The organism is Streptomyces sp. NPDC051740 (genome assembly GCF_044453165.1).
In the GTDB taxonomy this organism is placed as follows: Bacteria; Actinomycetota; Actinomycetes; order Streptomycetales; family Streptomycetaceae; genus Streptomyces; species Streptomyces atrovirens.
The window spans coordinates 41,376-67,516 of record NZ_JBITCL010000014.1 but is presented as its reverse complement, the minus strand read 5'-3'; the positions used below and the strand labels follow the sequence as shown (position 1 = coordinate 67,516).

The window sequence follows — 26,141 nt, the reverse complement described above, 5'->3', positions numbered from 1 at the left end:
AAGGCTCCGTGTCCCGGTCCGACGGCACCTTGTCCGGGACCCGACGGGCCTGCGGGCAAAGGCCGTCCGGCCCCGCCCCCGGTCTGCGGGGCGGGGCCGGCGGGCTCACCGGTGGCGGAACCAGGCCGTCGCGGGCAGCGCGCGGTCGTCGTAGCCGAACAGCGCCTGGTTCTCCCAGCCGTTGCCGGAGGACGGGTCGGCGGGGTCCCAGCCGTTGCCGGCGCGGGCGGTCCAGGTGGCCTCCCAGTAGAAGACGCCGAGGCCACGGCCGTTCGGGACGGCCTCCACGATGCTCGCCACGTCGTTCATCCAGCGGGTCTGCCCGGTGGTGGACGCCGGGTAGCCGGGGACGAGTTCACCGTCGAGGTCGATGATGTTCTCGAGGCCGTCCTCGCTGTCGAGACGGAAGGGGTAGGCCGTCTCGGCGACGAAGACGGGCTTGCCGTAGCGGCCGGCCGCGTCGTCCAGGGTCGTCTGGAAGTCGTACAGCGTGCCGTGCCAGTAGCCGTAGTACGACAGGCCGATGGCGTCGAACCTCACGCCGTGGGAGACCGCGTTGTCGAACCACCAGCGGGTGCCGTCGAGGTCACCGCCCTCGGCGAGGTGCAGCGCGGCGACCGTGGACGGGCTGACCGCCTTGACGGCGTCGTAGCCGGAGTTGAGCAGGCCGGCGAGCTGGGGCCAGTTGTCGGTGGAGCCCTCGTTCCACAGCGTGCCGCCGTTGATCTCGTTGCCGACCTGGACCATGTCGGCGGTGGTGCCCTGCCTCTTGAGGGCGTCGAGGACGTCGTACGTGTGGTCGTAGACGTCCTTCTTCAGCTGCCCGTAGCCGTGTCCGGCCCAGGCGGCGGGCTTGTTCTGCTTGCCCGGGTCGGCCCAGGCGTCCGAGTAGTGGAAGTCGACGAGCAGCTTCATGCCCTGCGCCTTGATCCGCTTGGCCATGGCGAGGACGTGCGCCTTGTCGTTGTAGCCGTCGGCCGGGTCCACCCAGACCTTCAGGCGGGCGTAGTTCATGCCGGCGGACCTCAGGATCGCGACCGGGTCGCCGGTGGTGCCGGACGCGGTCCGGTAGACCCCGCCCCTGTCCTCGCTCTTGGGCAGGGAGGAGATGTCGGCGCCCTTGACCGCCAGGCCCGAGGTGCCCCGGGTGAGGGTCAGGTCGTCGACGTTGATCCAGTTGCCGGCGTTCGCGTCGCTGTTGACGCTGATCGTGCACTGGCCGCCGGTCACGCGGACCGGCACGACGATCCGTATCCATCCGGAGTCGGAGACCGGCAGGTCGGTGCGCTGCTCGGCACCGCCGCAGTTCTTCAGGGCGAGGTACGCGGCGTTCTGGCCGCCGCCCGAGCGGACCCAGGCGGTGAGCCTGTAGTCGCCGCCTGCCAGGCCCGACAGGTGCTGGTACGTCTCCACCTTGTAGGCCGAGGACGACCAGTGGGAGAGGCGGTGACCGCCGCCGCGGCCGCCGGACTCCGTGTACGAGGCGGCCGTGTCGCCGTACTCGGACCAGCCGGCCGGGGTGGCGGTGCCGGAACCGCCGGTCTCGAAGCCGCCGTTGGTGAGCGTGCTCGCGGCCGTCGCGGTCTGGGCGGGCAGGGCGGTGAGGGCGAGCCCGGCCACGAGCGGCGGCAGCAGGGCCCGGAGTGTGCGTCTGGGATGGAACATGGGCGTTCGTCGTCCCTTCGACGTGGGGAGGGGGAATGCCCCGCGCCCGGAAGGCGCAGGTGAGGGCCCCCTCCGCCCGCGGTCTGTGTGCTCACGCGGACGGAGGGGAGTCGCGGCTCAGCCGTCGAGTCGTACGACCCGGACGGCTCCTGCCGGGACCGCGAGGCGGCCCGCGGCGCGTTCACCGGTCAGCAGTTCGGTGCCGGGGGTGTCCAGCGGCACCTTGGCGTCGGTGGCGGTGTGGTTGATCGCGAACAGGAAGGTGCCCGGCTCGCCCGCGCGGCGCACCACTTCGACATCGCGGGGCAGGTCGGCGCGCGGGGCGATCCGGGCGTCCTCGGCGGCCCGGCCGAGCAGGCCGGCGAGGCCCTCGGCGCCGAGCCGGGTGGAGACGTACCAGGCGGTGCCCTCGCCGAGGCGGTGCCGGGTGACGGCCGGGCGTCCGCCGGTCAGGCCGTCGGCGTACGTCCACACCGTCTCGGCGCCGCGCGGCACCACGAACTCCGTCCACACGTCGGCGTCGAGTTCCGCACCGTCGGGGCCGGTCAGGCGGACCCGTTCGCCCTGGAGCAGGGGGGAGAACTCCTCGACGGTCAGGCCGAGGACGTCGCGCAGGGCGCCCGGGCAGGGGCCCTCGTGCACGGCGTCGTGCTCGTCGACGATGCCGGAGAAGTACGACACCACGAGGGTGCCGCCGTTCTCGACGTACTCCCTGAGGTTGTTCCCGGCCTCCTCCGTCATCAGGTACAGGGCCGGTACGACGACGAGGGGATACCCCGACAGGTCGGCTTCGGGGTGGGCGAAGTCGACGGTGAGGTGGTGGTCGTAGAGGGCCTCGTACCAGGCGTCGGCGCGTTCGCGGGCGTCGTGGTCCTCGCTGGGGCGCCAGTCGAGGTTCTGCGCCCACCAGGAGTGCCAGTCCCACAGCACGGCGACGTCGGCCTCGGTGCGGGTGCCCCGGATCGTGGTCAACGAGTCGATCGCCGCGCCGAGTTCGGTCACCTCGCGGAAGACGCGGGTCTCGGTGCCGCCGTGCGGCAGCATCGCGGAGTGGAACTTCTCGGCACCGCGCCGGGACTGGCGCCACTGGAAGAACATCGCGCCCTCGGAGCCGCGGGCCACGTGGGCGAGGGAGTTGCGGGCCATCTGGCCGGGGGCCTTGGCGGGGTTGCGGGGCTGCCAGTTGACGCCCGAGGTGGAGTGTTCGAGCAGCAGCCAGGGGGCGCCGCCGGCGACGGAGCGGGTGAGGTCGGCGGCCATGGCGAGGTTGACGTGGGTGCGGCGGCCGTCGGTGATCAGATAGTGGTCGTTGGTGACGAGGTCCACCTCGCGGCCCCAGGCCCAGTAGTCGACGGAGTCGCACTGGCTGAGGGCGGTCATGAAGTTGGTGGTGACCGGGACGCCGGGTGAGAGGCGGTGCAGGATGTCCCGCTCGGCGGTGAAGTTCTCGCGCATGGTGGCGTCGGCGAACCGCCGGTAGTCCAGCGCCTGGGCCGGGTTGCCGACCGTCGGGGTCCGGCGCGGCGGGTCGATCTCGTCGAAGGCGGCGTAGCGCTGGCCCCAGAAGGCGGTCCCCCAGGCCTCGTTGACGGCGTCGACCGTGCCGTACTCCCGCTCCAGCCAGCGGCGGAAGTGAGCGGCGCAGGAGTCGCAGTAGCAGGCGGAGACGGGGACGCCGTACTCGTTGTGGACGTGCCACAGGGCGAGCGCGGGGTGGTCGCCGTAGCGCTCGGCGAGCTTCGTGGTGATGTTCGCGGCGGCGGCCCGGTAGTCGGCGTTGCTGTGGCAGATGGCGCCGCGGGAGCCGAACTCCAGACGCACGCCCTCCTCGGTGACGGGCAGCGCGTCGGGGTGGGCGCGGTAGAACCAGGCGGGCGGCGCCACGGTGGGCGTACCCAGGTCGACGCGGATGCCGGCTCCGTGGAGCAGGTCGAGGTTGCGGTCGAGCCAGCCGAAGTCGTACGCGCCGGGCGCGGGCTCCAGCAGGGCCCAGGAGAAGATCCCGGCGCTCACCATGGTGACGCCGGCCTCCCGCATCAGCCGTACGTCCTCGTCCCAGACGTTTTCCGGCCACTGCTCGGGGTTGTAGTCCCCACCGAAGGCGAGCCCGGTGAGGCCCCTGGGGGTGGTCTCCGGCATGGATTCTCTCCCGATGTGTCGATCTTTTGGGAACGTGCACACACATTTTCGGTGGTGCGGGGCCAACATAACCGCACAGCAACAACCATTGACAAGTGTCCGGGATGTTTCTCTACTGTGAACGCTCACAGAAGCATCGCGAGCGAGCCGAAGGGGCGCGCCGGTGTCGAGGGCGCGAGCGCGCGGAGGCCCGAAGGGTCGAGCACGGTCGTGTCCTCGACACCGGCCGCAGCGCCCCGGAGGCGAGCCGCGCAGAGAGTGCAGCTGGTCTTCGCATCAGGCGGAGGCCCCAGGTCAGGGGAGAGTTCCATGCCGTACACGAAGCGCCGTCGCCTCGTGAGTTCCGCCGTCGCCGTCGCGCTCGGCGCCACCGCACTCGCCGCCTGCGGCTCGTCGTCCGACGACGGCGAGGCCCAGTCGGGCCCGGTCTCACTGACGTACTGGACCTGGACCCCCGGCATGGACAAGGTCGTCGACCTGTGGAACAAGGGGCCGGGCAAGAAGGAGCAGATCACCGTCACGGTGAAGAAGCAGGCGTCCGGCGACACACTGGTCACCAAGATCCTCACCGCGCACAAGGCCGGCAAGGCGCCCGACCTGGTGCAGGCGGAGTACCAGGCGCTGCCCACGCTGGTCAGCAATGACGCGCTCGCCGACATAGGCGACACCGTGGGCGACGCGAAGAGCAAGTTCGCCGACGGCGTCTGGCAGCAGACCACGCTCGGCACGGACGCCGTCTACGCGGTCCCGCAGGACATCGGGCCGATGATGTTCTACTACCGCGAGGACCTGTTCAAGGAGTACGGGCTCTCCGTCCCGGCCACCTGGGAGGAGTTCGCCGAGACCGCGCGCAAGCTGAAGAAGGCGGCCCCCGACAAGGACCTGACCACCTTCTCCGCCAACGACTCCGGCCTGTTCGCGGGCCTCGCCCAGCAGGCCGGCGCCCAGTGGTGGACCACCTCCGGCGACAAGTGGAAGGTCGGCATCGACGACGCCGCCACCAAGAAGGTCGCCGAGTTCTGGGGCGGCCTGGTCGAGGAGGGCGCCATCGACAACCAGCCGATGTACACCCCGGCCTGGAACAAGGCGCTCAACACCGGCAAGCAGATCGCGTGGGTGAGCGCCGTGTGGGCGCCGGGCACGCTGACCACGGCCGCGCCCGACACCAAGGGCAAGTGGGCCATGGCCCCGCTCCCCCAGTGGAGCGACGACGAGAGCCGCACCGGCAGCTGGGGCGGTTCCTCCACCGGTGTGACCACCGACTCGAAGAACAAGGAGGCCGCCGCGAAGTTCGCCACCTGGCTGAACACCGACGGCGACGCGCTGAACGCGCTGGCGAAGGAGGGCGGCATCTACCCGGCCTCCACCTCGGCCCAGCTCAGCGGCGCCTTCATGAGCCCGCCCGAGTACTTCGCCAACCAGCCCGACTTCTACAAGAAGGCCGCCACGATCGCGGAGACCACCGCGCCGTCCGCCTGGGGACCGAACGTCAACGTCGCCTACACGACGTTCAAGGACGCCTTCGGTGCCGCCGCGAAGAACAAGTCGGACTTCACCGCCGCCCTGGACACCATGCAGCAGGACACGGTCGCCGACCTGAAGAAGCAGGGCTTCGGGGTCGCGGAGTGAAGTCCCCGGCCCGCCGGACGTCGTACGGGGTCAAGGGGGCCCCGTACGCCCACCCGTCTCCCGCCACCGCACTCAGACGAGCGCGAAGCGCCCCCTACTTCTTCCTCGTCCCCGCGATCCTCCTGTTCGCCCTGTTCTTCGCGCTGCCCATCGGGTACGCCGTCTGGCTCAGCTTCCGCAAGGTGCGGGTGTCCGGCCTCGGGCTGGGGGCCGGTGCCCGCGACGAGGTCTGGGCCGGCCTGGGGAACTACACCGACGCCCTGTCCGACAGCGAGCTGCTGGACGGCGCACTGCGCGTGCTCGGTTACGGCTGCGTCGTGGTGCCGGTCATGCTGGGCCTGGCGCTGCTGTTCGCGCTGATGCTCGACTCCGAGAAGGTGCGGCTCGCCCCCTTCACCCGGCTCGCGATCTTCCTGCCGTACGCGATCCCCGGTGTGGTGGCGGCCCTGCTGTGGGGCTTCCTGTACCTGCCGGACGTGAGCCCGTTCTACTTCGTGCTCGACAGGTTCGGTCTGCCGCAGCCGGACCTGCTGGACGGCGGACCGCTGTACCTGGCGCTGTCGAACATCGCCGTCTGGGGCGGCACCGGCTTCAACATGATCGTCATCTACACCGCGCTGCGGGCCATCCCCGCCGAGGTGTACGAGGCGGCGAAGCTGGACGGCGCCACGCCGCTGCAGATCGCGCTGCGGATCAAGATCCCGATGGTGGCGCCCTCGCTGGTGCTGACCTTCTTCTTCTCCATCATCGCGACGCTCCAGGTGTTCAGCGAACCGACCGTCCTCAAGCCGCTCACCAACTCCGTTTCCACCACCTGGAGTCCACTGATGAAGGTGTACCAGGACGCCTTCGGCAACGGCGACATCCACGCGGCCGCCGCCCAGGCGACCCTCATCGCGCTCGCCACCCTGGTGCTGTCCTTCGGGTTCCTGCGGGCGACGAACCGGCGCGACAAGCAGGAGGCGACCCGATGAGCTCCCTGGCCCTGCCCAAGGCCGAGCCCACGGCCGGCACCGCCCGTGGCCCGGCGCGCCCCCGCCGGACCGCGCTGGTCCCGACCGTGACGCTGCTGCTCGGCGCGCTGTACTGCCTGCTGCCGGTCGCCTGGGTGGTCATCGCGTCCACCAAGTCCGGCTCGGAACTGTTCTCCACCTTCACGTTCTGGCCCGGCACCGGCTTCGCCGACAACCTCTCCGACCTCAGCGCCTACCGCGAAGGCGTCTACTGGCAGTGGATGGGCAACTCCGCCCTGTACGCCGGACTGGGCGCGCTGCTGTCGACGTGCGTGTCGGCGGTCAGCGGCTACGCGCTGGCGGTCTACCGCTTCCGGGGCCGCGAGACACTGTTCAACGTGCTGCTCGCGGGCGTGCTGATGCCGCCGGTGATCCTCGCCGTCCCGCAGTACCTGCTGCTGGCGAAGGTGGACCTCACGGACTCCTACCTGTCGGTGCTGCTGCCGCAGATCCTCTCCCCGTACGGCGTCTACCTCGCGCGGATCTACGCCGCGGCCGCGGTGCCGGCGGACGTGGTGGAGGCCGGGCGGATGGACGGCGCGGGCGAGTGGCGGATCTTCTCCCGGGTCGCGCTGCCGATGATGATGCCCGGCCTGGTGACGGTGTTCCTGTTCCAGTTCGTGGCGGTCTGGAACAACTTCCTGCTGCCGTACATCATGCTCAGCGACGACGAGAAGTTCCCGATCACCCTCGGTCTGCACACCCTGCTCGAACAGGGCGCCAACACCCCGGCGCTGTACACCCTGGTGATCACGGGCGCGTTCCTCGCCGTGTTCCCGCTGGTCGCGCTGTTCCTGGTCGTCCAGCGGTTCTGGAGTCTGGATCTGCTCTCCGGGGCCGTAAAGTCATGACCATGGGCAACACGGGGGGCAGGCGCAAGCCGCCGACGATCCACGACGTAGCGCGCGAGGCCGGTGTCTCGCGCGGCACCGTCTCGCGGGTGCTCAACGGCGGCCACTACGTCAGCCCCGCCGCCGCGGACGCGGTCAACGCCGCGATCCGCAAGACGGGTTACGTCGTCAACCGGCACGCCCGCTCGCTGATCACCGGCCGGTCCGACTCGGTGGGCTTCCTGCTCACGGAGCCCCAGGAGCGGTTCTTCGAGGACCCCAACTTCAACGTCCTGCTGCGTGGTTGCACGCAGGCGCTGGCCGCGCACGACGTGCCGCTGCTGCTGATGCTGGCCGGTACGGACGACGAACGGCGGCGCATCACGCGGTACATCACCGCCGGGCACGTCGACGGGGTGCTGCTGGTGTCCAGTCACTCCGGTGACCCGGTGGCGGAGGAGCTGCGGGCGGCGGGGGTGCCGCTGGTCGCGTGCGGCAAGCCGATCGGGATGGGCTCGAAGGTCAGTTACGTGGCCGCCGACGACCGGGACGGCGCGCGGGACATGGTGCGGCATCTGCTGGCGCTGGGCCGGCGCCGGATCGGCGTGGTGACCGGTCCGCTCGACACCCCCGGTGGTGTGGAGCGTCTCGCCGGTTACCGGGAGGTGCTCGCCGAGGCGGGTGTGGAGGCCGACGAGCGGCTCGTCGTCTCCGGCGACTACAGCCGGGCCAGCGGCGAGGCGGGCGCCGAGCGGCTGCTGGCGCGGGCCCCGGACGTGGACGCGGTGTTCGTCGCGTCCGACCTGATGGCCCAGGGCGTGCTCACGGCGCTGCACCGGGCGGGGCGCCGGGTGCCCGAGGACGTCGCGGTCGGCGGCTTCGACGACTCCCCCGCGGCCGTCGCCGCGAGCCCGGAGCTCACCACGATCCGCCAGCCGTGGGACCGCATCAGCACGGAGATGGTGCGGGTGCTGCTGGCGCAGATCGGCGGCGAGGACCCGGCGGCGGTGATCCTGCCGACGGAGCTGGTGAAGCGGGGCTCGACGTAGCCCCCGCGCGGGGTCCCGGCCCGGCGAAGGCACGGTTCCGGGTCCTGCTCGGGGTGGAACCCCGCGGGACGCGGGCGGCGGTACGCCGGCCGCCTCCGTGCGGGGTCCGGACGGCGGCCTCGGCGGTCCGTTCCGGGACGCCCCCGCCCGACCTGCCGTAAAGGGCCGCCGCCGCGCATTCGTTGCTTATTCATTGAATGTCGGACAAGTGTTACCGTTCGGGTATGGCAGCGGAGACGGCCGGGGCGCGGCTCGAGGAACGGTGGCGTGACATCCTCGCGGTGCACGCGCGCACCCTGGGCGAGATCGACCGCGCCCTGCATCCGTACGGTCTGGGCGCCTCCGACTTCGAGGTGCTCGATCTGCTCGCGACCGCGACGCCCCCGGACGGCGAGCAGTGCCGGGTGCAGAACCTGGTGGGCCGGGTCCACCTCAGTCAGAGCGCGCTGTCCCGCCTCATCGCCCGCCTGGAGAAGGACGGCCTGGTGGAGCGCAGCATGTGCCTGGAGGACCGGCGCGGGGTGTATGTGCGGCTCACGCCGAAGGGGCGCGCGCTGCACGCCGAGGCGCTGCCGGTGCAGCGCGCCGCCCTGGCCCGCACGCTGGGCGGGTAGCGCGCCGGTCCGGCCGGCTCACGGGCGGGCCAGCAGCGTACGCACCCCCTCCGAGGTGAGCGTCAGGCGGTGCTCGGAGCTGCCGTCGATGGTGAGTGACAGCTCCTCGGCCGGCCACTGGGCGGCGAGCGCGCCGAGCGGGACGAGCCGGTAACGGGAGACGAACGGCAGCAGTCCGGCCATCTCCAGTTCGGACGTGAACACGGGCACCACCTGGGTGCCGCCCGGCTGCTCCAGCACCGGAAGGGCGACCGCGCCGGGGTCGGCGGCCTCCTCGTCGCCCGCGTCGTCCGGGACCGGGATCAGTACGTCGCTGTCGGCGAGGGCGTCCAGCGCCATCGTGTCCTCGGTGTTCTCCGACAGGGCGTCCAGGGCCCGCTGCGCGGGCGTGGGGGCGTTGTTCTCGTGCGCGGGTGTCTCCATGGCAGATTCCCTGGTAGCGGCGGTCGTACGGCCCGCCCGGGACAGGATCCGGCCCGGGCACAGTGCTGCACGCGTACCCGTTCGCATGTCGCGCAACCCTGCGGGTTCCGGCCCGATCGCCACCCTTCCGGCACCCCTTCCGGCACCCCTTCCGGCCCCGATGATCCGCATGGCTATCATATGAGCACCCTCTAGCTCGAAAGATGATCCTGTGACTGTCAACGAAGACTCGTTCACCAGCTGGAAGCACCGCGAGGAGATCGCGGAGTCGATGATCCCGATCATCGGGAAGCTGCACCGCGAGCGGGACGTCACCGTCCTGCTGCACAGCCGCTCCTTGGTGAACAAGTCGGTGGTCAGCATCCTCAAGACCCACCGCTTCGCCCGGCAGATCGCCGGCGAGGAGCTCTCGGTCACCGAGACGCTGCCCTTCCTCCAGGCGCTCACCACGCTCGACCTCGGCCCGTCCCAGATCGACATCGGCCTGCTCGCCGAGGCCCACCGCACCGACGACCGGGGCCTGTCGGTGGCCGAGTTCACGGCGGAGGCCGTCGCCGGCGCGACCGGCGCCGACAAGATCGACCGCCGCGAGCCGCGCGACGTCGTCCTCTACGGCTTCGGCCGCATCGGCCGCCTCCTGGCCCGGCTGCTCATCGAGAAGTCGGGGTCCGGCAACGGTCTTCGTCTGCGCGCGATCGTGGTCCGGCAGGGCGGTGAGCAGGACATCGTCAAGCGGGCCTCGCTGCTGCGCCGCGACTCCGTGCACGGCCAGTTCCAGGGCACCATCACCGTCGACGAGGCGAACAGCACGATCACCGCCAACGGCAACACCGTCAAGGTGATCTACGCGGGCGACCCGACGGAGATCGACTACACGGCGTACGGCATCAAGAACGCCATCCTCATCGACAACACCGGCAAGTGGCGCGACCGCGAGGGGCTTTCGCTGCACCTGCGTCCCGGCATCGACAAGGTGGTGCTCACCGCGCCCGGCAAGGGCGACGTGCCCAACATCGTGCACGGCGTCAACCACGACACCCTCAAGCCGGACGAGCGGATCCTGTCCTGCGCGTCCTGCACCACCAACGCGATCGTGCCGCCGCTGAAGGCGATGGCGGACGAGTTCGGGGTGCTGCGCGGGCACGTGGAGACGGTGCACTCGTTCACCAACGACCAGAACCTGCTGGACAACTACCACAAGTCGGAGCGGCGCGGCCGTTCGGCGCCGCTGAACATGGTGATCACCGAGACGGGTGCCGCCTCGGCCGTCGCCAAGGCGCTGCCCGACCTCGACGCGACCATCACCGGCAGCTCGATCCGGGTGCCCGTGCCGGACGTCTCGATCGCGATCCTCAACCTCCAGCTCGGCCGCGCCACCGACCGCCAGGAGGTCCTCGACCACCTGCGCAACGTGTCACTGACCTCGCCGCTCAAGCGCCAGATCGACTTCATCAGCGCGCCCGACGCGGTCTCCAGCGACTTCATCGGCTCGCGCCACGCCTCGATCGTCGACGCCGGCGCGCTGAAGGTCGAGGGCGACAACGCGATCCTCTACCTCTGGTACGACAACGAGTTCGGCTACTCCTGCCAGGTCATCCGGGTCGTCCAGTACGTTTCCGGGGTGGAGTACCCGACCTACCCGGCTCCGGCGGTCTGACCCGGAGAGCCGGCAAGCGGAACGGACACGACGAGGGGGCGGGGCGGGCGAGATGCCCGGCCCCGCCCCGGTCTGCCCGCTGTACCGGCGGTAAGGGGCAGATCGGTAACGATCATCCCGTACGGGTTGCCGGGGCACGTGGAGTTCCTAGTCTTCCGGCATGGCCCTCTTCAGCAGTCGCACCGGTAAACGCCCCCGTATCGTGCCCGCCCTCGACGACGCCGAGCTGACGCGCGTGCTGGGGCGGTTGAGCAAGCGGAACGGGGGCGGCAAAGCCGCGGACGTGACCCTCGTGTCCTCCTTGCTGGAGGAGACGGGGGACGACTGGGACCGTCGCGGTCACCGGGTGTCCGTACTGGCCGAGGCGACGGCCGACGCGGGGATCGCGGCGGCGTGGCTGGGCCGGGAGCCGCAGAGCGCGGACGCCCTGGTGTTCCACTCCTGGACCGGGCTGGTGCGCGGTCTGCGGGACGGACACCTGGAGGACGCCGGGCAGTTGGTCTCCCAGTGCCACCAGGCCGCCGAGCGAAGACCGGAGGATCCGCTGCCGTGGGTGGTCCTGCTCGGTGTGTCCCGGATCGAGCGCTACGGCCAGAACGACGTCAACGCCGTCTGGCGGGAGGCCACCGGGCGCGACCGCTGGCACCGTGAGGCGTATCTGCAGATGCTCGCGTACCTGTCGCCGGAGGAAGGCGGGTCCAGCGCGGCCGTCCTCGACTTCGTCGACGTGGTGCGCACCCGCATCCCGGCCAACGCGGCGTGTGCGGCGGTCGAGTTGACCGCCGCCGTGCGGCAGTACCAGGGGCTGCTGGCGCAGGGCGGGGTGCGGGCCATGACGGCCGGTCAGCTGTGGGAGGGCGGACAGATCGCGGCCGCGCTGGACCAGGCGGCCGCGCTGTGGGCGAAGCCGGGCTTCTTCCAGCACGCGGCGGCGCAGGCCGATCTGAACGTGCTGGCGTACGCGCTGTGCGCGGCCGGCCGGGCCGTCGACGCGCACCACGTGTTCCAGACGCTGCAGGGCGTGGTCACGCCCTGGCCGTGGAACACCGACGGACCCGCGCTCCAGCGGTTCGAACAGCACCAGGCCAAGGCGGAACGGGGACGGCAGGGCGGCGTCGGCGGAGGGTGACGTCCACCGGCCGCCGCTCCCGCGTCAGCTCCGTGCCAGGACGGTGGTGACGGCCTCCCGCAGCACCGCCGCCGGGTCCGGTACGGGTCCTTCGGAGCGCCAGGCGACGAAGCCGTCGGGGCGGACCAGTACCGCGCCGTCCGCGGTGATCCCGTGCGTCCGGGCCCAGTCGGCACCGTCCTCGGGGACCAGTTCCGCGTCGGGTCCTTCGCCCACCCGGTACGCGTCGAGCGGTACGGACAGGTCCTTCGCGACCTTCGCCGCCGCGGTGTGCCAGTCGCAGGCGCCGTTCGCGGAACTCAGCAGCACGCACGACCGCTCGTACAGGTCGAGCGTGGAGATCCGGGTGCCGGAGCGGTCCAGCCACATGTGCGGGGCGCGGCTGCCCGGCTCGCCGGTCAGCATCACCCCGTCGGGGATGACCGGCGTCGCCGGGTCGGCGCCCAGGACCGCGCCGCGCGGGTAGCGGTAGCAGAGCGCCACGTTGAGGATGCCGCCCGGCTTCATCCCGGGACCACCAGGACCACCGGGGCCACCGGGACCACCGGCTCCGGGACCACCGGGGCCGCCAGGACCACCGGCTCCGGGACCACCAGGACCACCGGGGCCACCGGCTCCGGGGCCACCGGGACGACCGGCTCCGGGACCACCAGGACCACCAGGACCACCGAGGCCGCCAGGACCACCGGGGCCACCGGCTCCGGGACCACCGAGGCCGGGACCGCCGGGGGCGGGGGCTCCGAGGGCGGGGGCGCCGGGGGCGGGGGCGCCGGGGGCGGGGGTGTAGCCGGGGTGGCTGTGCTCGCTCGAGCGGGAGGAGGCACGGGCGCTGGTCGCCTCCGCGACGGGCCGGCGTTCGGCGTCGTAGGACTCCAGCAGGCCGGGCTCGGCCCAGCCGCCGAGCACGGCGGCCAGCTTCCAGGCGAGGTTGTGGGCGTCCTGGATGCCGGTGTTGGAGCCGAACGCCCCGGTGGGCGACATCTCGTGGGCCGAGTCGCCGGCCAGGAACACCCGGCCGTCGGCGTACCGTTCGGCGACCCGCTCGGCGGCGTGCCAGGCGGCCCGGCCGGTGATCTCCACGTCGAGGTCCGGCACGCCGACGGCCCTCCGGATGTGGGCGGCGCACCGCTCGTCGGTGAACTCCTCGAGGGTTTCGCCGTGTTCGGGGTGCCAGGGGACGTGGAACACCCAGTGCTCCCGGTTGTCGACCGGCAGCAGGGCCCCGTCGGCCTCCGGGTCGGTCAGGTAGCAGACGATGAACCGCCGGTCCCCGACGACGTCGGCGAGGCCGCGGGAGGTGAACGTGAGGCTCACGTTGTGGAACAGGTCGCCCGGGCCGTTCTGGCCGATGCCCAGCGACTCACGGACGGGGCTGCGCGGGCCGTCGGCGGCGACGAGGTAGTCCGCCCTGATCCTGGTGTGCTCGCCGGTCTCCCGGCTCTTGACCAGCACCGTCACACCCTCGGCGTCCTGGTCGAAGGAGAGCATCTCCGTCCCGAAGCGCAGGTCCCCGCCGAGCTCCCGGGCTCCCTCGAGGAGCACCGGTTCCAGGTCGTTCTGGCTGCACAGGCACCACCCGCTGGGGCTGAAGCGGGCGAGCCCGCCACCGGGGTCGATCTCCTGGAGCAGCCACTCGCCCTCGTCACCCGCCAGGCTCGGGGTCTGCCAGATGCCGTGGTTCTCCGCCAGGACCGACGCGGCCCGGCCGATGCGCTGCTCGACCCCGGCCGCCCGGAACAGCTCCATGGTGCGTACGTTGTTCCCCCGCCCGCGCGGGTGGATCGACGTGCCCGCGTGACGTTCGACGAGCGTGTGCGGCACGCCGAGGCGTCCCAGGAACAGGGACATCGACAGGCCCACCAGGGAGCCGCCGACGATGAGGACCGGCGTGCGGTGATCCGCCCGGCCGGCCGTATCCGATCGATTCATTGAAACGCCTCCAGCGTCGCCCTCGACGGGCTGTGGAACAGGACTCACCTTTCATGCCCGGTACGGAACGGTTCGCGTCCCGGCGGCACCCGGATGACACGCGGTTCACCCACCTGCCCCGTGTCGCTCGCGCGCACCGGAAGGTCGCGTCAACGATCGACTCACGGCGACCCCGGCCCTTCTGCGGGCACGGCGGTCGTTCCCGACCTTCCGACGAAGAGGAGAGGTGCGCCGGATGACCATGTCGGCACGCGTATCGCAGTCGGCGTTCGACGGCTCGAGGCTGCGGGTGATCCTGCTGCTCGACCTGTACGAGGGCGCCCAGGAGCAGTTCCTCGACGCGTACGAGCACATGCGCAACAAGGTCGCGTCCGTCCCCGGTCACATCAGTGACCAACTGTGCCAGTCGATCGAGAACCCCTCGCAGTGGCTCATCACCAGCGAGTGGGAGAGCGCCCTGCCGTTCCTCGCGTGGGTGAACAGCGAGGAGCACATCGCGATCGTCCGGCCGATGCACAGCTGCGTCCGGGACACCCGGTCGATGCGCTACAGCATCCTGCGCGAGACCCACCCGGAACAGCCGCTCACTCCCGAGGCGGCGCGGGCGGGCCTCCAGACGGCGGCCCGCGTGGGCGCCGGGCTGACCCACCACGCCCTCACCTTCACCGTCAAGCCGGGCTCCGAGTCCAAGGTCGTGGACATCCTGGCCAACTACGACGCGCCCGAGACGCGGATCAACGGCATCACGCGACTGCACCGCACCTCGCTCTTCATGCACGGCAACCGCGTCGTACGGGCCGTGGAGGTGGAGGGCGACCTGCTGGCCACCCTGTGCCACGTGGCCAGCCAGCCCGAGGTCCAGGCGGTGGAGGAGGCCATCAACCCCCATCTGGAGCAGGACCGGGATCTGTCCGACTCCGACTCCGCGCGGGTGTTCTTCACCCGGGCCGCGCTCCCGGCCATGCAGCACGTGGCGGCCGGCCGCCCGGAACCCGCCGGCCTGCGGCGGCACATGCTGTTCTACCCGGCCGTGGCGGGCCACGGCCTGGAGCTGGCCCGGTTCCTCGCCCACCAGGACGAGGCCGCGGCGAACGACCCGGACAGCCCGGTGTACGCGAGCACCGTCTTCCAGCGCGACGACATCGTGACCCGCATGATCGACGTCACGGGCGAACTCGATCTCGACCCGCTCTCCGCCCTCGGCGTCAAGGGCCCGGGCAAGGCGGCCGAGCTGGAGCGTCTCCTGGACGGCGCCGCGATCGGCGTCGAGGGCTCCCTGGACTCGGAGCGCAACCTCAACCGGCTCCTGGCGCACGCCGACATGATGCCCGTCACCGACCGCAGCTCCGCGGATTCCTGACGGTCCACCGCGGTGGTGTCCGCGGCCGCGGCCGCCTGGACGTCACCGGCACACCCGGAGGTAACAACCATGTCCAAGCAGCATCCACGCATCGTGGACCTGAGCGAGACGGAACCCAACCGACGGCGCGGAGGTGACCTCAGAACCCTGCTCACCCCGGCCACCGTGGGCTCCACCAGCGGCTTCATGGGCCTGGCGATCATCAAGCCCGGCGAGCGCATCGGCGAGCACTACCACCCGTACTCCGAGGAGTTCGTGTACGTGGTCAGCGGCGCGCTCGAAGTGGACCTGGACGGCGAGCCGTTCGCGCTCCGCGCCGAGCAGGGACTGATGATCCCCATCGACATGCGGCACCGCTTCCGCAACGTCGGCGACCAGGAGGCCCGCATGGTGTTCCACCTGGGCCCGCTCGCCCCGCACCCGAGTCTCGGCCACGTCGACACCGAGGAGACCGAAAGCGCCCCCGCCGGACCGCAGTTGACGGTCGGCGGTCCCGGGATCAGCCGGTCGGCCGAGCCGAGCGAGGCCATAAAATGACCCGCCGAGTGGCCGTCACCGGTATAGGTGTGGTCGCTCCCGGCGGCATCGGAGCGACGGCGTTCTGGGATCTTCTGACAGCCGGCCGCACCGCGACCCGCGCCATCTCCCTGTTCGATCCGGCGGGTCTGCGCTCACGCATAGCCGCCGAGTGCGACTTCGACCCGTTCGAGCACGGACTGGACGCGGATCTGTGCCAACACGTGGACCGGTACATCCAGTTCGCCGTGGTCGCCGCCGCCGAGGCCGTGCGCGACTCCGGACTCGACACCGGGACCATGGACCCGTGGCGCACCGCGGTCTCGCTGGGCAGCGCGGTCGGCGGCACCACCCGGCTGGAACACGACTACGTGCTCGTCAGCGAGGGCGGCCGGCGCTGGGACGTGGACCACCGGCAGGCCGGGCCGAAGCTGCACCTGGCGTTCTCGCCGAGCACCCTCGCCTCGGTCGTCGCCGAGCGGTTCGACGCCCGGGGTCCGGTGCAGACCGTCTCCACCGGCTGCACCTCCGGGCTCGACGCGGTCGGTTATGCCTTCCACACCGTCGCCGAGGGCCGGGCCGACGTCTGCGTCGCCGGGGCGTCGGACTCGCCGATCTCACCGATCACGATGGCCTGCTTCGACGCCATCAAGGCGACGTCGCCCAACAACGACGACCCCGAGCACGCCTCCCGGCCCTTCGACGCCCACCGCGACGGCTTCGTGATGGGTGAGGGCGCGGCCGTACTCGTCCTGGAGGAGTACGAGCACGCACGGGCCCGCGGCGCGGAGATCCTCTGCGAGATCAGCGGCTACGCCACCTACGGCAACGCCTACCACATGACCGGTCTGACCAGTGAGGGACTGGAGATGGCCCGGGCGATCGACACCACGCTCGACCAGGCCCGTATCGATCCCACGCTGATCGACTACGTCAACGCGCACGGCTCCGGCACCCGGCAGAACGACCGGCACGAGACGGCCGCCGTGAAGCGGTCCCTGGGGGCGCACGCCCACGAGACGCCCATGAGCTCCATCAAGTCGATGGTGGGGCACTCACTGGGCGCGATCGGCGCGATCGAGGTGGTCGCCTGCGTCCTCGCGCTGAAGCACCAGGTGGTGCCGCCCACGGCGAACTACGAGACCCCCGACCCCGAGTGCGACCTGGACTACGTGCCGCGCACCGCCCGCCCGCGGAAGCTGAACCATGTGCTCTCCGTCGGCAGCGGATTCGGCGGCTTCCAGTCCGCGGTGCTGCTGTCCGGGCCGGGTGGGAGGACACGATGAGCAATCGGCGCCCCGGGCGCGCGGCCGTCACCGGCATCGGTGTGGTCGCGCCCAACGGACTGCGGACCGACGCCTACTGGAAGTCCGTCCGCGAAGGCCTCAGCGTGCTGGACCTGATCAGCCGCGAGGGCTGTGACCAGTTGCCGCTGCGGGTGGCGGGCGAGGTCCGGGCCTTCGACCCGGCGGCCCTCATCGAGGACCGGTTCCTGGTGCAGACCGACCGGTTCAGCCACTTCGCGATGGCCGCCGCCGCCCTCGCCCTCGACGACGCCGGACTCGGCGGCGAACCCGCCGACCCGTTCTCCGTCGGCGTGGTCACCGCCGCCGGGTCGGGCGGCGGCGAGTTCGGCCAGCGCGAGCTGCAGAAACTGTGGGGGAAGGGTTCCAAGTTCGTCGGCCCCTACCAGTCGATCGCCTGGTTCTACGCCGCGAGCACCGGACAGATCTCCATCCGCGGCGGCCTCAAGGGCCCCTGCGGGGTGGTGGCGAGCGACGAGGCGGGCGGTCTGGACTGCCTCGCGCACGCGAGCCGGGCCGTGGGCCGCGGCACCGACGTCATGGTCGTGGGGGCCACGGAGGCGCCGCTGGCCCCGTACTCGATGGTGTGCCAGCTCGGCTACCCCGAGCTCAGCACCCTCGACGACCCCGACCGCGCCTACCGCCCGTTCACCGAGAAGGCGTGCGGCTTCGTACCCGCCGAGGGGGGCGCGCTGCTCGTCGTCGAGGACGAGCAGCGCGCCCGTGACCGCGGAGCGCCCGTACGGGCCACCGTGGCCGGCCACGCCGCCACGTTCACCGGGGCCTCCCGCTGGGCGGAGTCCCGGGAGGGCCTGGCCCGCGCGATCCGCGGCGCCCTCGACGAGGCGGGCTGCGCGCCGGAGGAGATCGACGTCGTGTTCGCCGACGCCATGGGCGTCCCCGCGGCGGACCGCGCCGAGGCCCTGGCGATCGCCGACGCGCTCGGCGCGCACGGCACCCGCGTCCCGGTCACGGCGCCCAAGACGGGCATCGGCCGCGCCCACTGCGCGGCGCCCGTGCTGGACACGGTGGCCGCGGTGCTCGCCATGGAGCACGGCCAGGTGCCCCCGACACCCAACGTGTTCGACATCTGCCACGACCTCGACCTGGTGATGTCGCACGCTCGCCCCGCCGAGCTGCGCACCGCCCTCGTCCTCAGCAGGGGACTGATGGGCTCCAACGCGGCGCTGGTCGTGCGCCGCGGTGACGATTCCGCCCGGTAGGAACGGGCGGGGAAGGAGCAGTCGCCCATGATCACCACCGAAGTGACCTTCGACGAGCTGGCCGCGCTGATGAAGCAGGCGGCCGGCATCACCGTCGACCCCGAGGAACTGAAGGACTCCGCGGAGTCCCCCTTCGACGTCTTCGGCCTCGACTCGCTCGGCCTGCTCGGCATCGTCGGCGAGCTGGAGAACCGGTACGGCGCGTCGCTCCCCCCGGACTCGGAGCGCTGCCGGACGCCGCGGGAGTTCCTGAACCTCGTCAACAGCACCCTCATGGCTGGAGCCTGAAAGTGGCCGGACACACCGAGAACAGCATCACCATCGACGCTCCCTTCGACCTCGTGTGGGAGATGACCAACGACCTGGAGAACTGGCCGCGGCTGTTCAGCGAGTACGCGTCCGTGGAGGTCCTCTCCCGTGAGGGGGCCACGACGACGTTCCGGCTCACCATGCACCCGGACGAGAACGGGAAGGTGTGGAGCTGGGTGTCGGAGCGCACCCCGGACCGGGAGAGGCGGACCGTCCGCGCCCGCCGGGTCGAGACGGGCCCGTTCGCCCACATGGACATCGTGTGGGAGTACGCGGAGCTACCGGGCGGTGTGCAGATGCGCTGGACGCAGGACTTCGCGATGAAGCCCGACGCCCCGGTCGACGACGACTGGATGACGGACAACATCAACCGCAACTCCCGTACGCAGATGGCCCTGATCCGGGACCGGATCGAGCAGGTCGCCCGTGACAGCGAGAGCGCGTCCGTCGCGTCCTCGCGCTGAGCGCCGGTCCAAGGAAGGAAACCCGATGCACCACGCCCTCATCGTCGCCCGGATGAAACCCGGTTCGGCGCCGGACATCGCCGACGTGTTCGCCTCCTCCGACCGGGGTGAACTCCCCCACCTGATCGGGGTCGGCCGGCGCAGCCTCTTCCAGTTCGGCGACGACGTGTACCTGCACCTCATCGAGGCCGAGCAGGACCCGGCACCGGCGATCGCGAAGGTCGCCGGGCACCCCGAGTTCCGCAGCATCAGCGAGCGGCTGGAGGCGTACGTCAGCCCGTACGACCCGGCCACGTGGCGCAGCCCCAAGGACGCCATGGCACGGTGCTTCTACCGCTGGGAGAGCGGCGCCCGTTCCTGAGCGGGAAACCCCGAGGCCGCCGGTTCCGCGTCAGTCGCGGAGCCGGCGGCCTCGGGGTTGTCGGCGCGCCCTTCGGTCAGCCGGGGACGGTGCACTCGAAGGCGTGCAGATAGGCGTTGACCGGGCTGATGTCGCCGATGGCGAGGCCCGCGGCGGTCAGCCGGTCGACCATGCTCTGCCGGGTGTGCTTGGCGCCGCCGACGTTGAGGAGCAGCAGCAGGTCCATGGCGGTGGTGAACCGCATCGACGGGGTGTCGTCGACGAGGTTCTCGATGACGACGACGCGGGCCCCGGGCCGTGCCGCCGCGCGGACGCCCGCGAGCACCCGGCGGGTGCTGTCGTCGTCCCACTCCAGGACGTTCTTGATGATGTACACGTCCGCCTGGACGGGGACGCCCTCGCGGCAGTCCCGGGCCACGATGTCGACGCGGCCGGCGAGCGAACCGCCCCGGCGCAGCCGGGGGTCGGCGTTCTCGACGACGCCCGGCAGGTCGAGCAGGGTGCCGTGGAGGTGGGGGTGCTTCTCCAGGAGGCTGGCCAGGACGTGTCCCTGGCCGCCCCCGATGTCCACGACGGAGGAGGCGTCGTCCAGGTCGAGCAGCAGGGCCACGTCGCGCGCGGACTGTTCGCTGGACGTCGTCATGGCCCGGTTGAACACGTGGGCGGACTCGGGGGCGGACTCGTTGAGGTAGGTGAAGAACTCCTGGTCGTACACGTCCTCGAAGACGCCCCGTCCGGAGCGCACCGCCTCCTCGAGCTGCGGCCAGACGTTCCAGGTCCACGGTTCGGTGCACCACAGGGCGATGTACCGCAGGCTGTGCGGGTCGTCCTCGCGCAGCAGCCGGGACATCTCGGTGTGCTCGAAGGTGCCGTCGGGGTTCTCGGCGAAGACGCCCTGGCAGGTCAGGGCGCGCAGCAGCCGCCGCAGGGTGTGCGGCTGGGTCTTCACCGCCGTCGCCAGGTCGTCGACGGTCATGGGGGTGTCGTCCAGCGCGTCCGCCACGCCCAGGCGGACGGCCGCGCGTACGGCGGCGGCGCACGCCGCCCCGAAAACGAGCTCCCGCAGCCGCATGGGCGGCGGGGGAACCGGATCAACGGTGGTCATCCGTTGCCTCGCTTCTGCTGTCGTGCAGTCGGGGGTGGGGCCGGCGGGTCAGCACATGCCGGCGGGCTCGGAGAGCGTGCAGGTGTTGTGGCTGAACCTGTTGTTCTCGGCGGTGTCCCGGTCGGCCAGGTCGACCGGGCTGTTGCCGGTCACCAGGTTGTCGCGGATCTCGTTGCGCTCGCTGGGCGTGCCGACGAGGCTCTTGAAGAGCACGATGCCGCCGGAGAGCGGGGAGGTGCCCTTGTTGTCCTCGACCCGGTTGTAGGCGACCAGGGTCTCCTCGGCGCCGGTGAGGACGATGCCCGAGCCCTGCAGGAAGGGCAGCCGGGGCGTCTTGGGGCAGTACTTGTTGTTGGCGTGGAGGTAGTTGTACGTCACGCGCAGGTCGCCGGCGCGCGGCTTCGACTCGTCGCCGACCACGAAGACGGCGGCGCAGTTGCCGGTGGCCTCGTTGTGGTCGACGGTCAGGTTCCGCAGCCGGCGCACGGTGACGCCGACGCGGTTGTCGGCCAGCCGGTTGTAACGGATCACGGTCCTCTCCGCGTCGCGGGCGCCTTCCTCGGTGTCGACGGTGTTGGCGACGAACACTCCGGCGTCGCCGTTCCTCCGGACGAGGTTGTGGCTGAGCACGCTGTGCACGGAGCGTTCCTCCGCGATGCCCCACTGGCCGTTCTTCTCCGCCAGGACGTACTTGACCTCCAGCCCGTCGGTGCCGGTGGCCCACAGCCCGTTCTTGGCGTGTCCCCGCAGCGTCAGGGACCGTACGGTGACGTTCTCGACGGGGCTCTTGTCGGTGCCGGTCACACAGATGCCGTTGCCCGCCTCGGCGCAGGCGCTCTTGCCGGCCTTCTCGGCGGGCACCAGGACGGTGCGTCCGGCGCCGTGGCCGCGCAGGGTTACGTCCGACTTCCTGATGTCGACGCTCTGCCGGTAGGTGCCGGGGGCGAGGAGGACGGTGTCCCCCGGCTTCGCGGCGTCCACGGCCTTCTGGATCGACTGGCCGGGCTGTACGCGGTGCACGGTCGGATGGTGGGCCGACGGGGCGGCACCCAGCCCCGCGGCCACGGCCGCGGCGGTACAGGCGAGAAGGGCGATGTGTCGTTTGTTCATGAGCCGAAGCTATGAGCGGGGGTGGGGCCCCGCCACCGGTGATCACCCGGGTGGGCCGATGCCCCCGCTCGACGGGTGATCACCCGGCCGGCTCATCTCTCGTGGACGACGGCGACCTCCCCCGGCGGCAGGACGAGCCGTCCGTCGACGTCGTGGTCGTGCAGCAGTTCGCGTCCGCGGGCCGGTACGTCGACGGGGTCGGCGGTGTGGTTGACGAGGAAGAGGAAACGGGAGCCGTCGTCGGCGTGCCGGCGTACGGCCTCGACTCCCCCGGGGAGGCCGGGAACCTCCGCGGTGACGCCCGCCTCGGCCAGGAGCGCGTCGACGACGCCGGCGACGCCCGCCGTGTCCGGCCGGGTGGCGACGTACCAGGCGGCGCCCTCGCCGACGGTGTGCCGGGTGACGGCCGGCCGGCCCGCCAGGGGACCGTCGGCCCAGGTACGTACCGCCTCGGCTCCGGTCAGGTGGGTCTTCTCGGCCCACAGGTCGGCGCGGTTGCCGTCGTCCAGGGTGAGGACCTCGTCCTCCCGCAACGGGTGGAACTCCTCGCTCCGTACGCCCAGCAGCTCGCGGAAGGCGCCCGGGTACCCCCCGAGCCGGACGTGGTCGTTCTCGTCGACGATCCCGCTGAAGAAGGTGACCAGCACGGAGGCGCCGGCCCGCGCGGCGGCGGCGACGCGGTCGGCGTCCGCGTCCGTGACGGTGTACAGGGTGGGTACGACCACGGCGCGGTAGCCGGTCAGATCACCGTGTACGGAGGTGACGTCGACGGTGACGCCGCGCTCCCACAGCGCCCGGTACCAGCGCTGCACCTCCGCCTGGTAGTCCAGCACGCCGCTCGGCCGGCCCTCGGTCTCGACGGCCCACCAGGACGGGTAGTCGACGACGAGGGCCACGTCCGCGCGGACCCTGCTGCCCCGTACCGGGGCCAGGGCGCTCAGCCGTCTGCCGAGTTCCACCGTGTCGCGGAAGACGTCGGTGTCGCGTCCGGCGTGCGGAACCATGGCGGAGTGGTACTTCTCGGCTCCGGCGGCGGACTGGCGCCACTGGAAGAACATCACGGTGTCGGCTCCCCGCGCCACATGGGTGAGGGAGTTGCGCAGCATCTCGCCGGGGCCCTTGGGCCGGTTGCGGGGCTGCCAGTTGACCGCCGAGGTGGAGTGCTCCATCAGCATCCACGGGTCGCCGCCGGCCACCCCGCGGCTGAGGTCGGCGGAGAACGCCAGCTCGATGTGGGCCCGCGGGTCGGCGGCGATCAGGTAGTGGTCGTTGGCGACGACGTCCATGTCGGCGGACCACGAGAAGTAGTCCATCCACTTGGTGGCCGACGACATCATGAAGTTCGTCGTCGTCGGCACCTCGGGGGTGATCTCGCGCAGTACGTCGCGCAACTCGCGGTAGTGGGCGAGCAGTTCGTCGGATGAGAAGCGGAAGAAGTCGAGCTGCTGGGTGGGGTTGACGAAGGTCGGCGACTGGAGCGGGGGCAGGATGTCGTCGAAGGTGTCGTAGCGCTGCGACCAGAAGGCCGTGCCCCAGGCCGCGTTGAGCGCGTCGATCGTGCCGTAGCGCTTGTCCAGCCAGGCGCGGAAGGCGTCGGCCGCGGCGTCGGAGTAGTCGTGGGGGACGTGACAGCCGAGTTCGTTGTCGACGTGCCACAGGGCGAGCGCGGGGTGCTGCCCGTACCGCTCGGCCATCAGGCGTGTCATGCGCAGCGCGTACCGGCGGAACACGGGGGACGACACGGCGTACGACTGGCGGGAGCCCTGGTGGAGGACGGTGCCGTCGGGCCTGCGGGGCAGGATCTCGGGGTGCTTGCGGGTGAGCCACGGCGGTGGGGAGGCCGTGGCGGTGGCCAGGGCGACGCGTATGCCGGCGGCGTGCAGCCGGTCCAGTACGGTGTCGAGCCAGCCGAAGTCATGAGCGCCCTCGCGCGGTTCGAGCATCGCCCAGGAGAAGATGCCGACGCTGAGGAGGTTGACGCCGGCCTCTTTCATCAGCTCGATGTCCTCGAGCTGGACGTCCTGGCTCCACTGCTCGGGGTTGTAGTCGCCTCCGTATCCGAGGCCGGGGACCTGGAGCGGCCAGGGGCGGTGCGTGGGCATGTGTTCCGTCCTTCCGGAGGGCTGTGCTTCCCGTGGGCCGGCTGTACGGCTACCGCACATGTGGCTGGCGCACATGTGGCTGCGGCACCCGTTCGTGGTGTCCGTCGGGGAAGTGGATCTCCATCGTCCCATCTTCCTCCGCGTCGGCCAGGGTTGCGGTGGGCAGCATCCGGGAGTGGCCCGTACACGGGAAACGGAGGGGGCCGCCCACCGTGTCCGGTGGGCGGCCCCCTCCGTTTCCATGAGTCCGGCCGGCCGGGCCGGCCGGATCGCGGCTCAGACGACCGGGGCCGTCCGGTCCTTGTCCGGCGTGGTGTCCGCGGCGGCGGACTCCTCGGCGAGGCGTTCCATGCCGCTGGTGGTCTTCAGCGGCTTCTCCTTCAGGAAGACGACGGCGACCAGGGCCAGCAGCGCGAACGGCGTGGCGATCAGGAACAGCTCGGCGGTGGCGACACCGTAGGCGTGCTCCACGATCTCCCGCATCGGGGCGGGCAGCGTGCTCATGTCCGGGACGCTGTGCCCGCCGCCCGAGCCGCCCTCGGCCCCTCCGGCGACGCCCGCCTTCTCCAGCCCCTTGGTCATCTCGTCGGCCACCCGGTTGGCGAGGACCGCACCGAGGACGCTGGTGCCGATGGTGCCGCCCATGCTGCGGAAGAAGGACAGCACGGAGGTCGCGGCGCCCAGTTCGGCCGCGGGGACGTCGTTCTGCGCGGCGAGCACCAGGTTCTGCATCAGCATGCCGACGCCGACACCGAGGACGGCCATGTACAGGCTGAGCAGACCGAAGTGCGTGTCGGCGTCGATCAGGGAGAGCAGCGCGAGGCCGACGGTCATGACGACCGCGCCCGCCACCAGGTAGCTCTTCCACTTGCCGGTCCGGCTGATCAACTGCCCGGCGACGGTGGACGACACCAGCAGGCCCAGGATCATCGGCAGGCTCATCAGGCCGGCGACGGTCGGCGTCTTGCCCAGGGACACCTGGAAGTACTGCGAGAGGAAGACGGTCCCGCCGAACATGGCGACACCGACCAGGAGGCTGGCCACCGTGGTCAGGGTGACCGTGCGGTTCTTGAAGATGTCGAGCGGGATGACCGGCTCGTCGGTACGGGCCTCGACGAGGACCGCCAGGGCCAGCAGCAGCACGCCGCCGGCCACGAGCGCGGCGGTCTGCCACGACGCCCAGTCGAACTGGTTGCCGGCCAGCGAGACCCAGATGAGCAGCGCGCAGACACCGGCGACGATCAGGAAGGCGCCGAGCCAGTCGATCTTCACCTGGCGCTTGACGGTGGGCAGCTTCAGCGTGCGCTGCAACAGCAGGATGGCCAGCAGCGCGAACGGCACGCCGATGAAGAAGCACCAGCGCCAGCCCAGCCAGTCGGTGTCCACCAGCACACCGCCGATCAGCGGTCCGGCCACGGTGCCGACGGCGAAGACGGCACCGAAGATGCCGGAGTACTTGCCCAGTTCCCGGGGCGGGATGACGGCGGCCATGACGACCTGCGCGAGCGCGGTCAGACCGCCCGCGCCGATGCCCTGCACGACCCGGCTGAAGATCAGCAGCGTCGTGTCGTGGGAGAAGCCCGCCAGCAGCGAACCGACCACGAACATCAGCAGGGAGAGCTGGAGCAGCAGCTTCTTGTTGAACAGGTCGGACAGCTTGCCCCACAGGGGCACCGTCGCGGTCATGGCCAGCAGTTCGGCGGTGACGACCCAGGTGTAGGAGGACTGGCTGGCACCCAGGTCGGCGATGATCGTCGGCAGCGCGTTGGAGACGACGGTGCCCGCCAGGATGGCGACGAACATGCCGGCCATCAGGCCGGACATGGCCTGGAGTATCTGCCGTTGGGTCATGGAGGCGGGAGGCGCGTCGGCGGGCGCCGGGGGTGAGCTCACGGGATCTCTTTCGGACGATGGTCGAACGCTCACGCGCGCGGGACGGACGCCGACGGGTGCCGGCGCCCTCGGGGGCGCGGAACGGACAGCGGGGGCGGCGGCCGCGGCGGGAGGCCGGGCGGCCGACGGTGAGGACTTACGCGGGAGGTGCCGGGAGACCGGCGGCGAGGAGGGCGAACACCTCCTGGAAGACGTCGAGGAAGGCGGCTTCCTCCGGCCGGGGGGGGGGGGGGGGGGGGGGGGGGGGGGGCCGCGCGGGCGCCGCGCCCCCCCCCCCCCCGCGGGCGGGGGGGGGGGGGGGGCGCGGGCGCGCGGCC

At 71.4% G+C, this 26,141-nt stretch carries 22 protein-coding genes; 14 read left to right on the top strand and 8 right to left on the bottom strand.

From position 1 onward, the window contains the following. Window positions 1-105 precede the first annotated feature (105 nt). Window positions 106-1,665: an arabinogalactan endo-beta-1,4-galactanase gene (locus ACIA6T_RS23170; protein WP_399448358.1), complete on the bottom strand. Its 1,560-nt coding sequence runs from the start codon at window positions 1,663-1,665 to the stop codon at window positions 106-108. 117 nt (window positions 1,666-1,782) lie between these two features. Further along, entirely contained in the window at window positions 1,783-3,804 is a 2,022-nt protein-coding gene (locus ACIA6T_RS23165) for a beta-galactosidase (protein WP_399448357.1), read from the bottom strand. 309 nt (window positions 3,805-4,113) lie between these two features. Between ACIA6T_RS23165 and ACIA6T_RS23160 the strand changes: the two genes are divergently transcribed. From ACIA6T_RS23160 to ACIA6T_RS23140, 5 genes are all read left to right on the top strand, one after another. Beyond that, window positions 4,114-5,433, top strand: a complete 1,320-nt coding sequence (locus ACIA6T_RS23160; RefSeq protein ID WP_399448356.1) for an ABC transporter substrate-binding protein — start codon at window positions 4,114-4,116, stop codon at window positions 5,431-5,433. Further along, window positions 5,430-6,407 carry a carbohydrate ABC transporter permease gene (locus ACIA6T_RS23155; protein WP_399448355.1) on the top strand — a complete coding sequence of 326 codons (978 nt, stop codon included), beginning with the start codon at window positions 5,430-5,432 and terminating at the stop codon, window positions 6,405-6,407. The genes ACIA6T_RS23160 and ACIA6T_RS23155 overlap by 4 nt, the downstream gene beginning before the upstream one ends. After that, the gene (locus ACIA6T_RS23150; RefSeq protein ID WP_399448354.1) at window positions 6,404-7,297 is read left to right on the top strand and encodes a carbohydrate ABC transporter permease; all 894 of its coding nucleotides are present in this window, start codon (window positions 6,404-6,406) and stop codon (window positions 7,295-7,297) included. Before ACIA6T_RS23155 ends, ACIA6T_RS23150 begins: the two co-directional genes overlap by 4 nt. Next, entirely contained in the window at window positions 7,294-8,325 is a 1,032-nt protein-coding gene (locus ACIA6T_RS23145; RefSeq protein ID WP_399448353.1) for a LacI family DNA-binding transcriptional regulator, read from the top strand. The genes ACIA6T_RS23150 and ACIA6T_RS23145 overlap by 4 nt, the downstream gene beginning before the upstream one ends. A 224-nt stretch (window positions 8,326-8,549) precedes the next feature. Next, window positions 8,550-8,939: a MarR family winged helix-turn-helix transcriptional regulator gene (locus tag ACIA6T_RS23140; RefSeq protein ID WP_399448352.1), complete on the top strand. Its 390-nt coding sequence runs from the start codon at window positions 8,550-8,552 to the stop codon at window positions 8,937-8,939. Window positions 8,940-8,957: 18 nt separating this feature from the next. Here ACIA6T_RS23140 and ACIA6T_RS23135 read toward each other — a convergent pair whose 3' ends face one another. Beyond that, window positions 8,958-9,362 carry an SseB family protein gene (locus ACIA6T_RS23135; RefSeq protein ID WP_399448351.1) on the bottom strand — a complete coding sequence of 135 codons (405 nt, stop codon included), beginning with the start codon at window positions 9,360-9,362 and terminating at the stop codon, window positions 8,958-8,960. 211 nt (window positions 9,363-9,573) lie between these two features. Here ACIA6T_RS23135 and ACIA6T_RS23130 point away from each other — a divergent pair, with 211 nt between their 5' ends. Then, a complete protein-coding gene (locus ACIA6T_RS23130) occupies window positions 9,574-11,019 on the top strand; it encodes a glyceraldehyde-3-phosphate dehydrogenase (RefSeq protein WP_399448350.1) in 1,446 nt (481 codons plus the stop codon). A gap of 160 nt (window positions 11,020-11,179) precedes the next feature. Continuing rightward, entirely contained in the window at window positions 11,180-12,148 is a 969-nt protein-coding gene (locus tag ACIA6T_RS23125) for a hypothetical protein (protein WP_399448349.1), read from the top strand. A 24-nt stretch (window positions 12,149-12,172) separates the two neighbouring features. On the opposite strand, the gene ACIA6T_RS23120 is transcribed toward ACIA6T_RS23125, so the two are convergent. Then, a complete protein-coding gene (locus ACIA6T_RS23120; protein WP_399448348.1) occupies window positions 12,173-14,077 on the bottom strand; it encodes an FAD-dependent oxidoreductase in 1,905 nt (634 codons plus the stop codon). 235 nt (window positions 14,078-14,312) lie between these two features. Between ACIA6T_RS23120 and ACIA6T_RS23115 the strand changes: the two genes are divergently transcribed. From ACIA6T_RS23115 to ACIA6T_RS23085, 7 genes are all read left to right on the top strand, one after another. Beyond that, window positions 14,313-15,437, top strand: a complete 1,125-nt coding sequence (locus ACIA6T_RS23115; protein ID WP_399448347.1) for a SchA/CurD-like domain-containing protein — start codon at window positions 14,313-14,315, stop codon at window positions 15,435-15,437. Window positions 15,438-15,506: 69 nt separating this feature from the next. Continuing rightward, complete coding sequence (locus tag ACIA6T_RS23110; RefSeq protein WP_399448346.1) at window positions 15,507-15,974, top strand: cupin domain-containing protein; 468 nt, start codon at window positions 15,507-15,509, stop codon at window positions 15,972-15,974. Further along, window positions 15,971-17,239, top strand: coding sequence for a beta-ketoacyl-[acyl-carrier-protein] synthase family protein (locus ACIA6T_RS23105; protein ID WP_399448345.1), 1,269 nt, complete (start codon window positions 15,971-15,973; stop codon window positions 17,237-17,239). Before ACIA6T_RS23110 ends, ACIA6T_RS23105 begins: the two co-directional genes overlap by 4 nt. Beyond that, window positions 17,236-18,480: a ketosynthase chain-length factor gene (locus ACIA6T_RS23100; RefSeq protein ID WP_399448344.1), complete on the top strand. Its 1,245-nt coding sequence runs from the start codon at window positions 17,236-17,238 to the stop codon at window positions 18,478-18,480. Before ACIA6T_RS23105 ends, ACIA6T_RS23100 begins: the two co-directional genes overlap by 4 nt. 27 nt (window positions 18,481-18,507) lie before the next feature. Next, window positions 18,508-18,768, top strand: coding sequence for an acyl carrier protein (locus ACIA6T_RS23095; protein ID WP_399448343.1), 261 nt, complete (start codon window positions 18,508-18,510; stop codon window positions 18,766-18,768). A 2-nt stretch (window positions 18,769-18,770) separates the two neighbouring features. Further along, on the top strand, window positions 18,771-19,253 hold the full coding sequence (locus ACIA6T_RS23090; protein ID WP_385048892.1) for an SRPBCC family protein: 483 nt from the start codon (window positions 18,771-18,773) through the stop codon (window positions 19,251-19,253). Window positions 19,254-19,278: 25 nt separating this feature from the next. Further along, window positions 19,279-19,614, top strand: a complete 336-nt coding sequence (locus ACIA6T_RS23085) for a TcmI family type II polyketide cyclase (protein WP_399448342.1) — start codon at window positions 19,279-19,281, stop codon at window positions 19,612-19,614. Between the two features lie 76 nt (window positions 19,615-19,690). Here ACIA6T_RS23085 and ACIA6T_RS23080 read toward each other — a convergent pair whose 3' ends face one another. The 4 genes from ACIA6T_RS23080 to ACIA6T_RS23065 form a co-directional block, all read right to left on the bottom strand. After that, complete coding sequence (locus ACIA6T_RS23080) at window positions 19,691-20,719, bottom strand: methyltransferase (protein WP_399448340.1); 1,029 nt, start codon at window positions 20,717-20,719, stop codon at window positions 19,691-19,693. Between the two features lie 48 nt (window positions 20,720-20,767). Further along, window positions 20,768-21,829 (bottom strand): nitrous oxide reductase family maturation protein NosD, encoded by a 1,062-nt coding sequence (locus ACIA6T_RS23075; protein WP_399448339.1) that lies wholly within the window; start codon window positions 21,827-21,829, stop codon window positions 20,768-20,770. Window positions 21,830-21,921: 92 nt separating this feature from the next. Further along, complete coding sequence (locus tag ACIA6T_RS23070; protein WP_399448338.1) at window positions 21,922-23,931, bottom strand: beta-galactosidase; 2,010 nt, start codon at window positions 23,929-23,931, stop codon at window positions 21,922-21,924. 276 nt (window positions 23,932-24,207) lie between these two features. Continuing rightward, window positions 24,208-25,782, bottom strand: coding sequence for an MDR family MFS transporter (locus ACIA6T_RS23065; RefSeq protein WP_399448497.1), 1,575 nt, complete (start codon window positions 25,780-25,782; stop codon window positions 24,208-24,210). Between the last annotated feature and the right edge of the window lie 359 nt (window positions 25,783-26,141).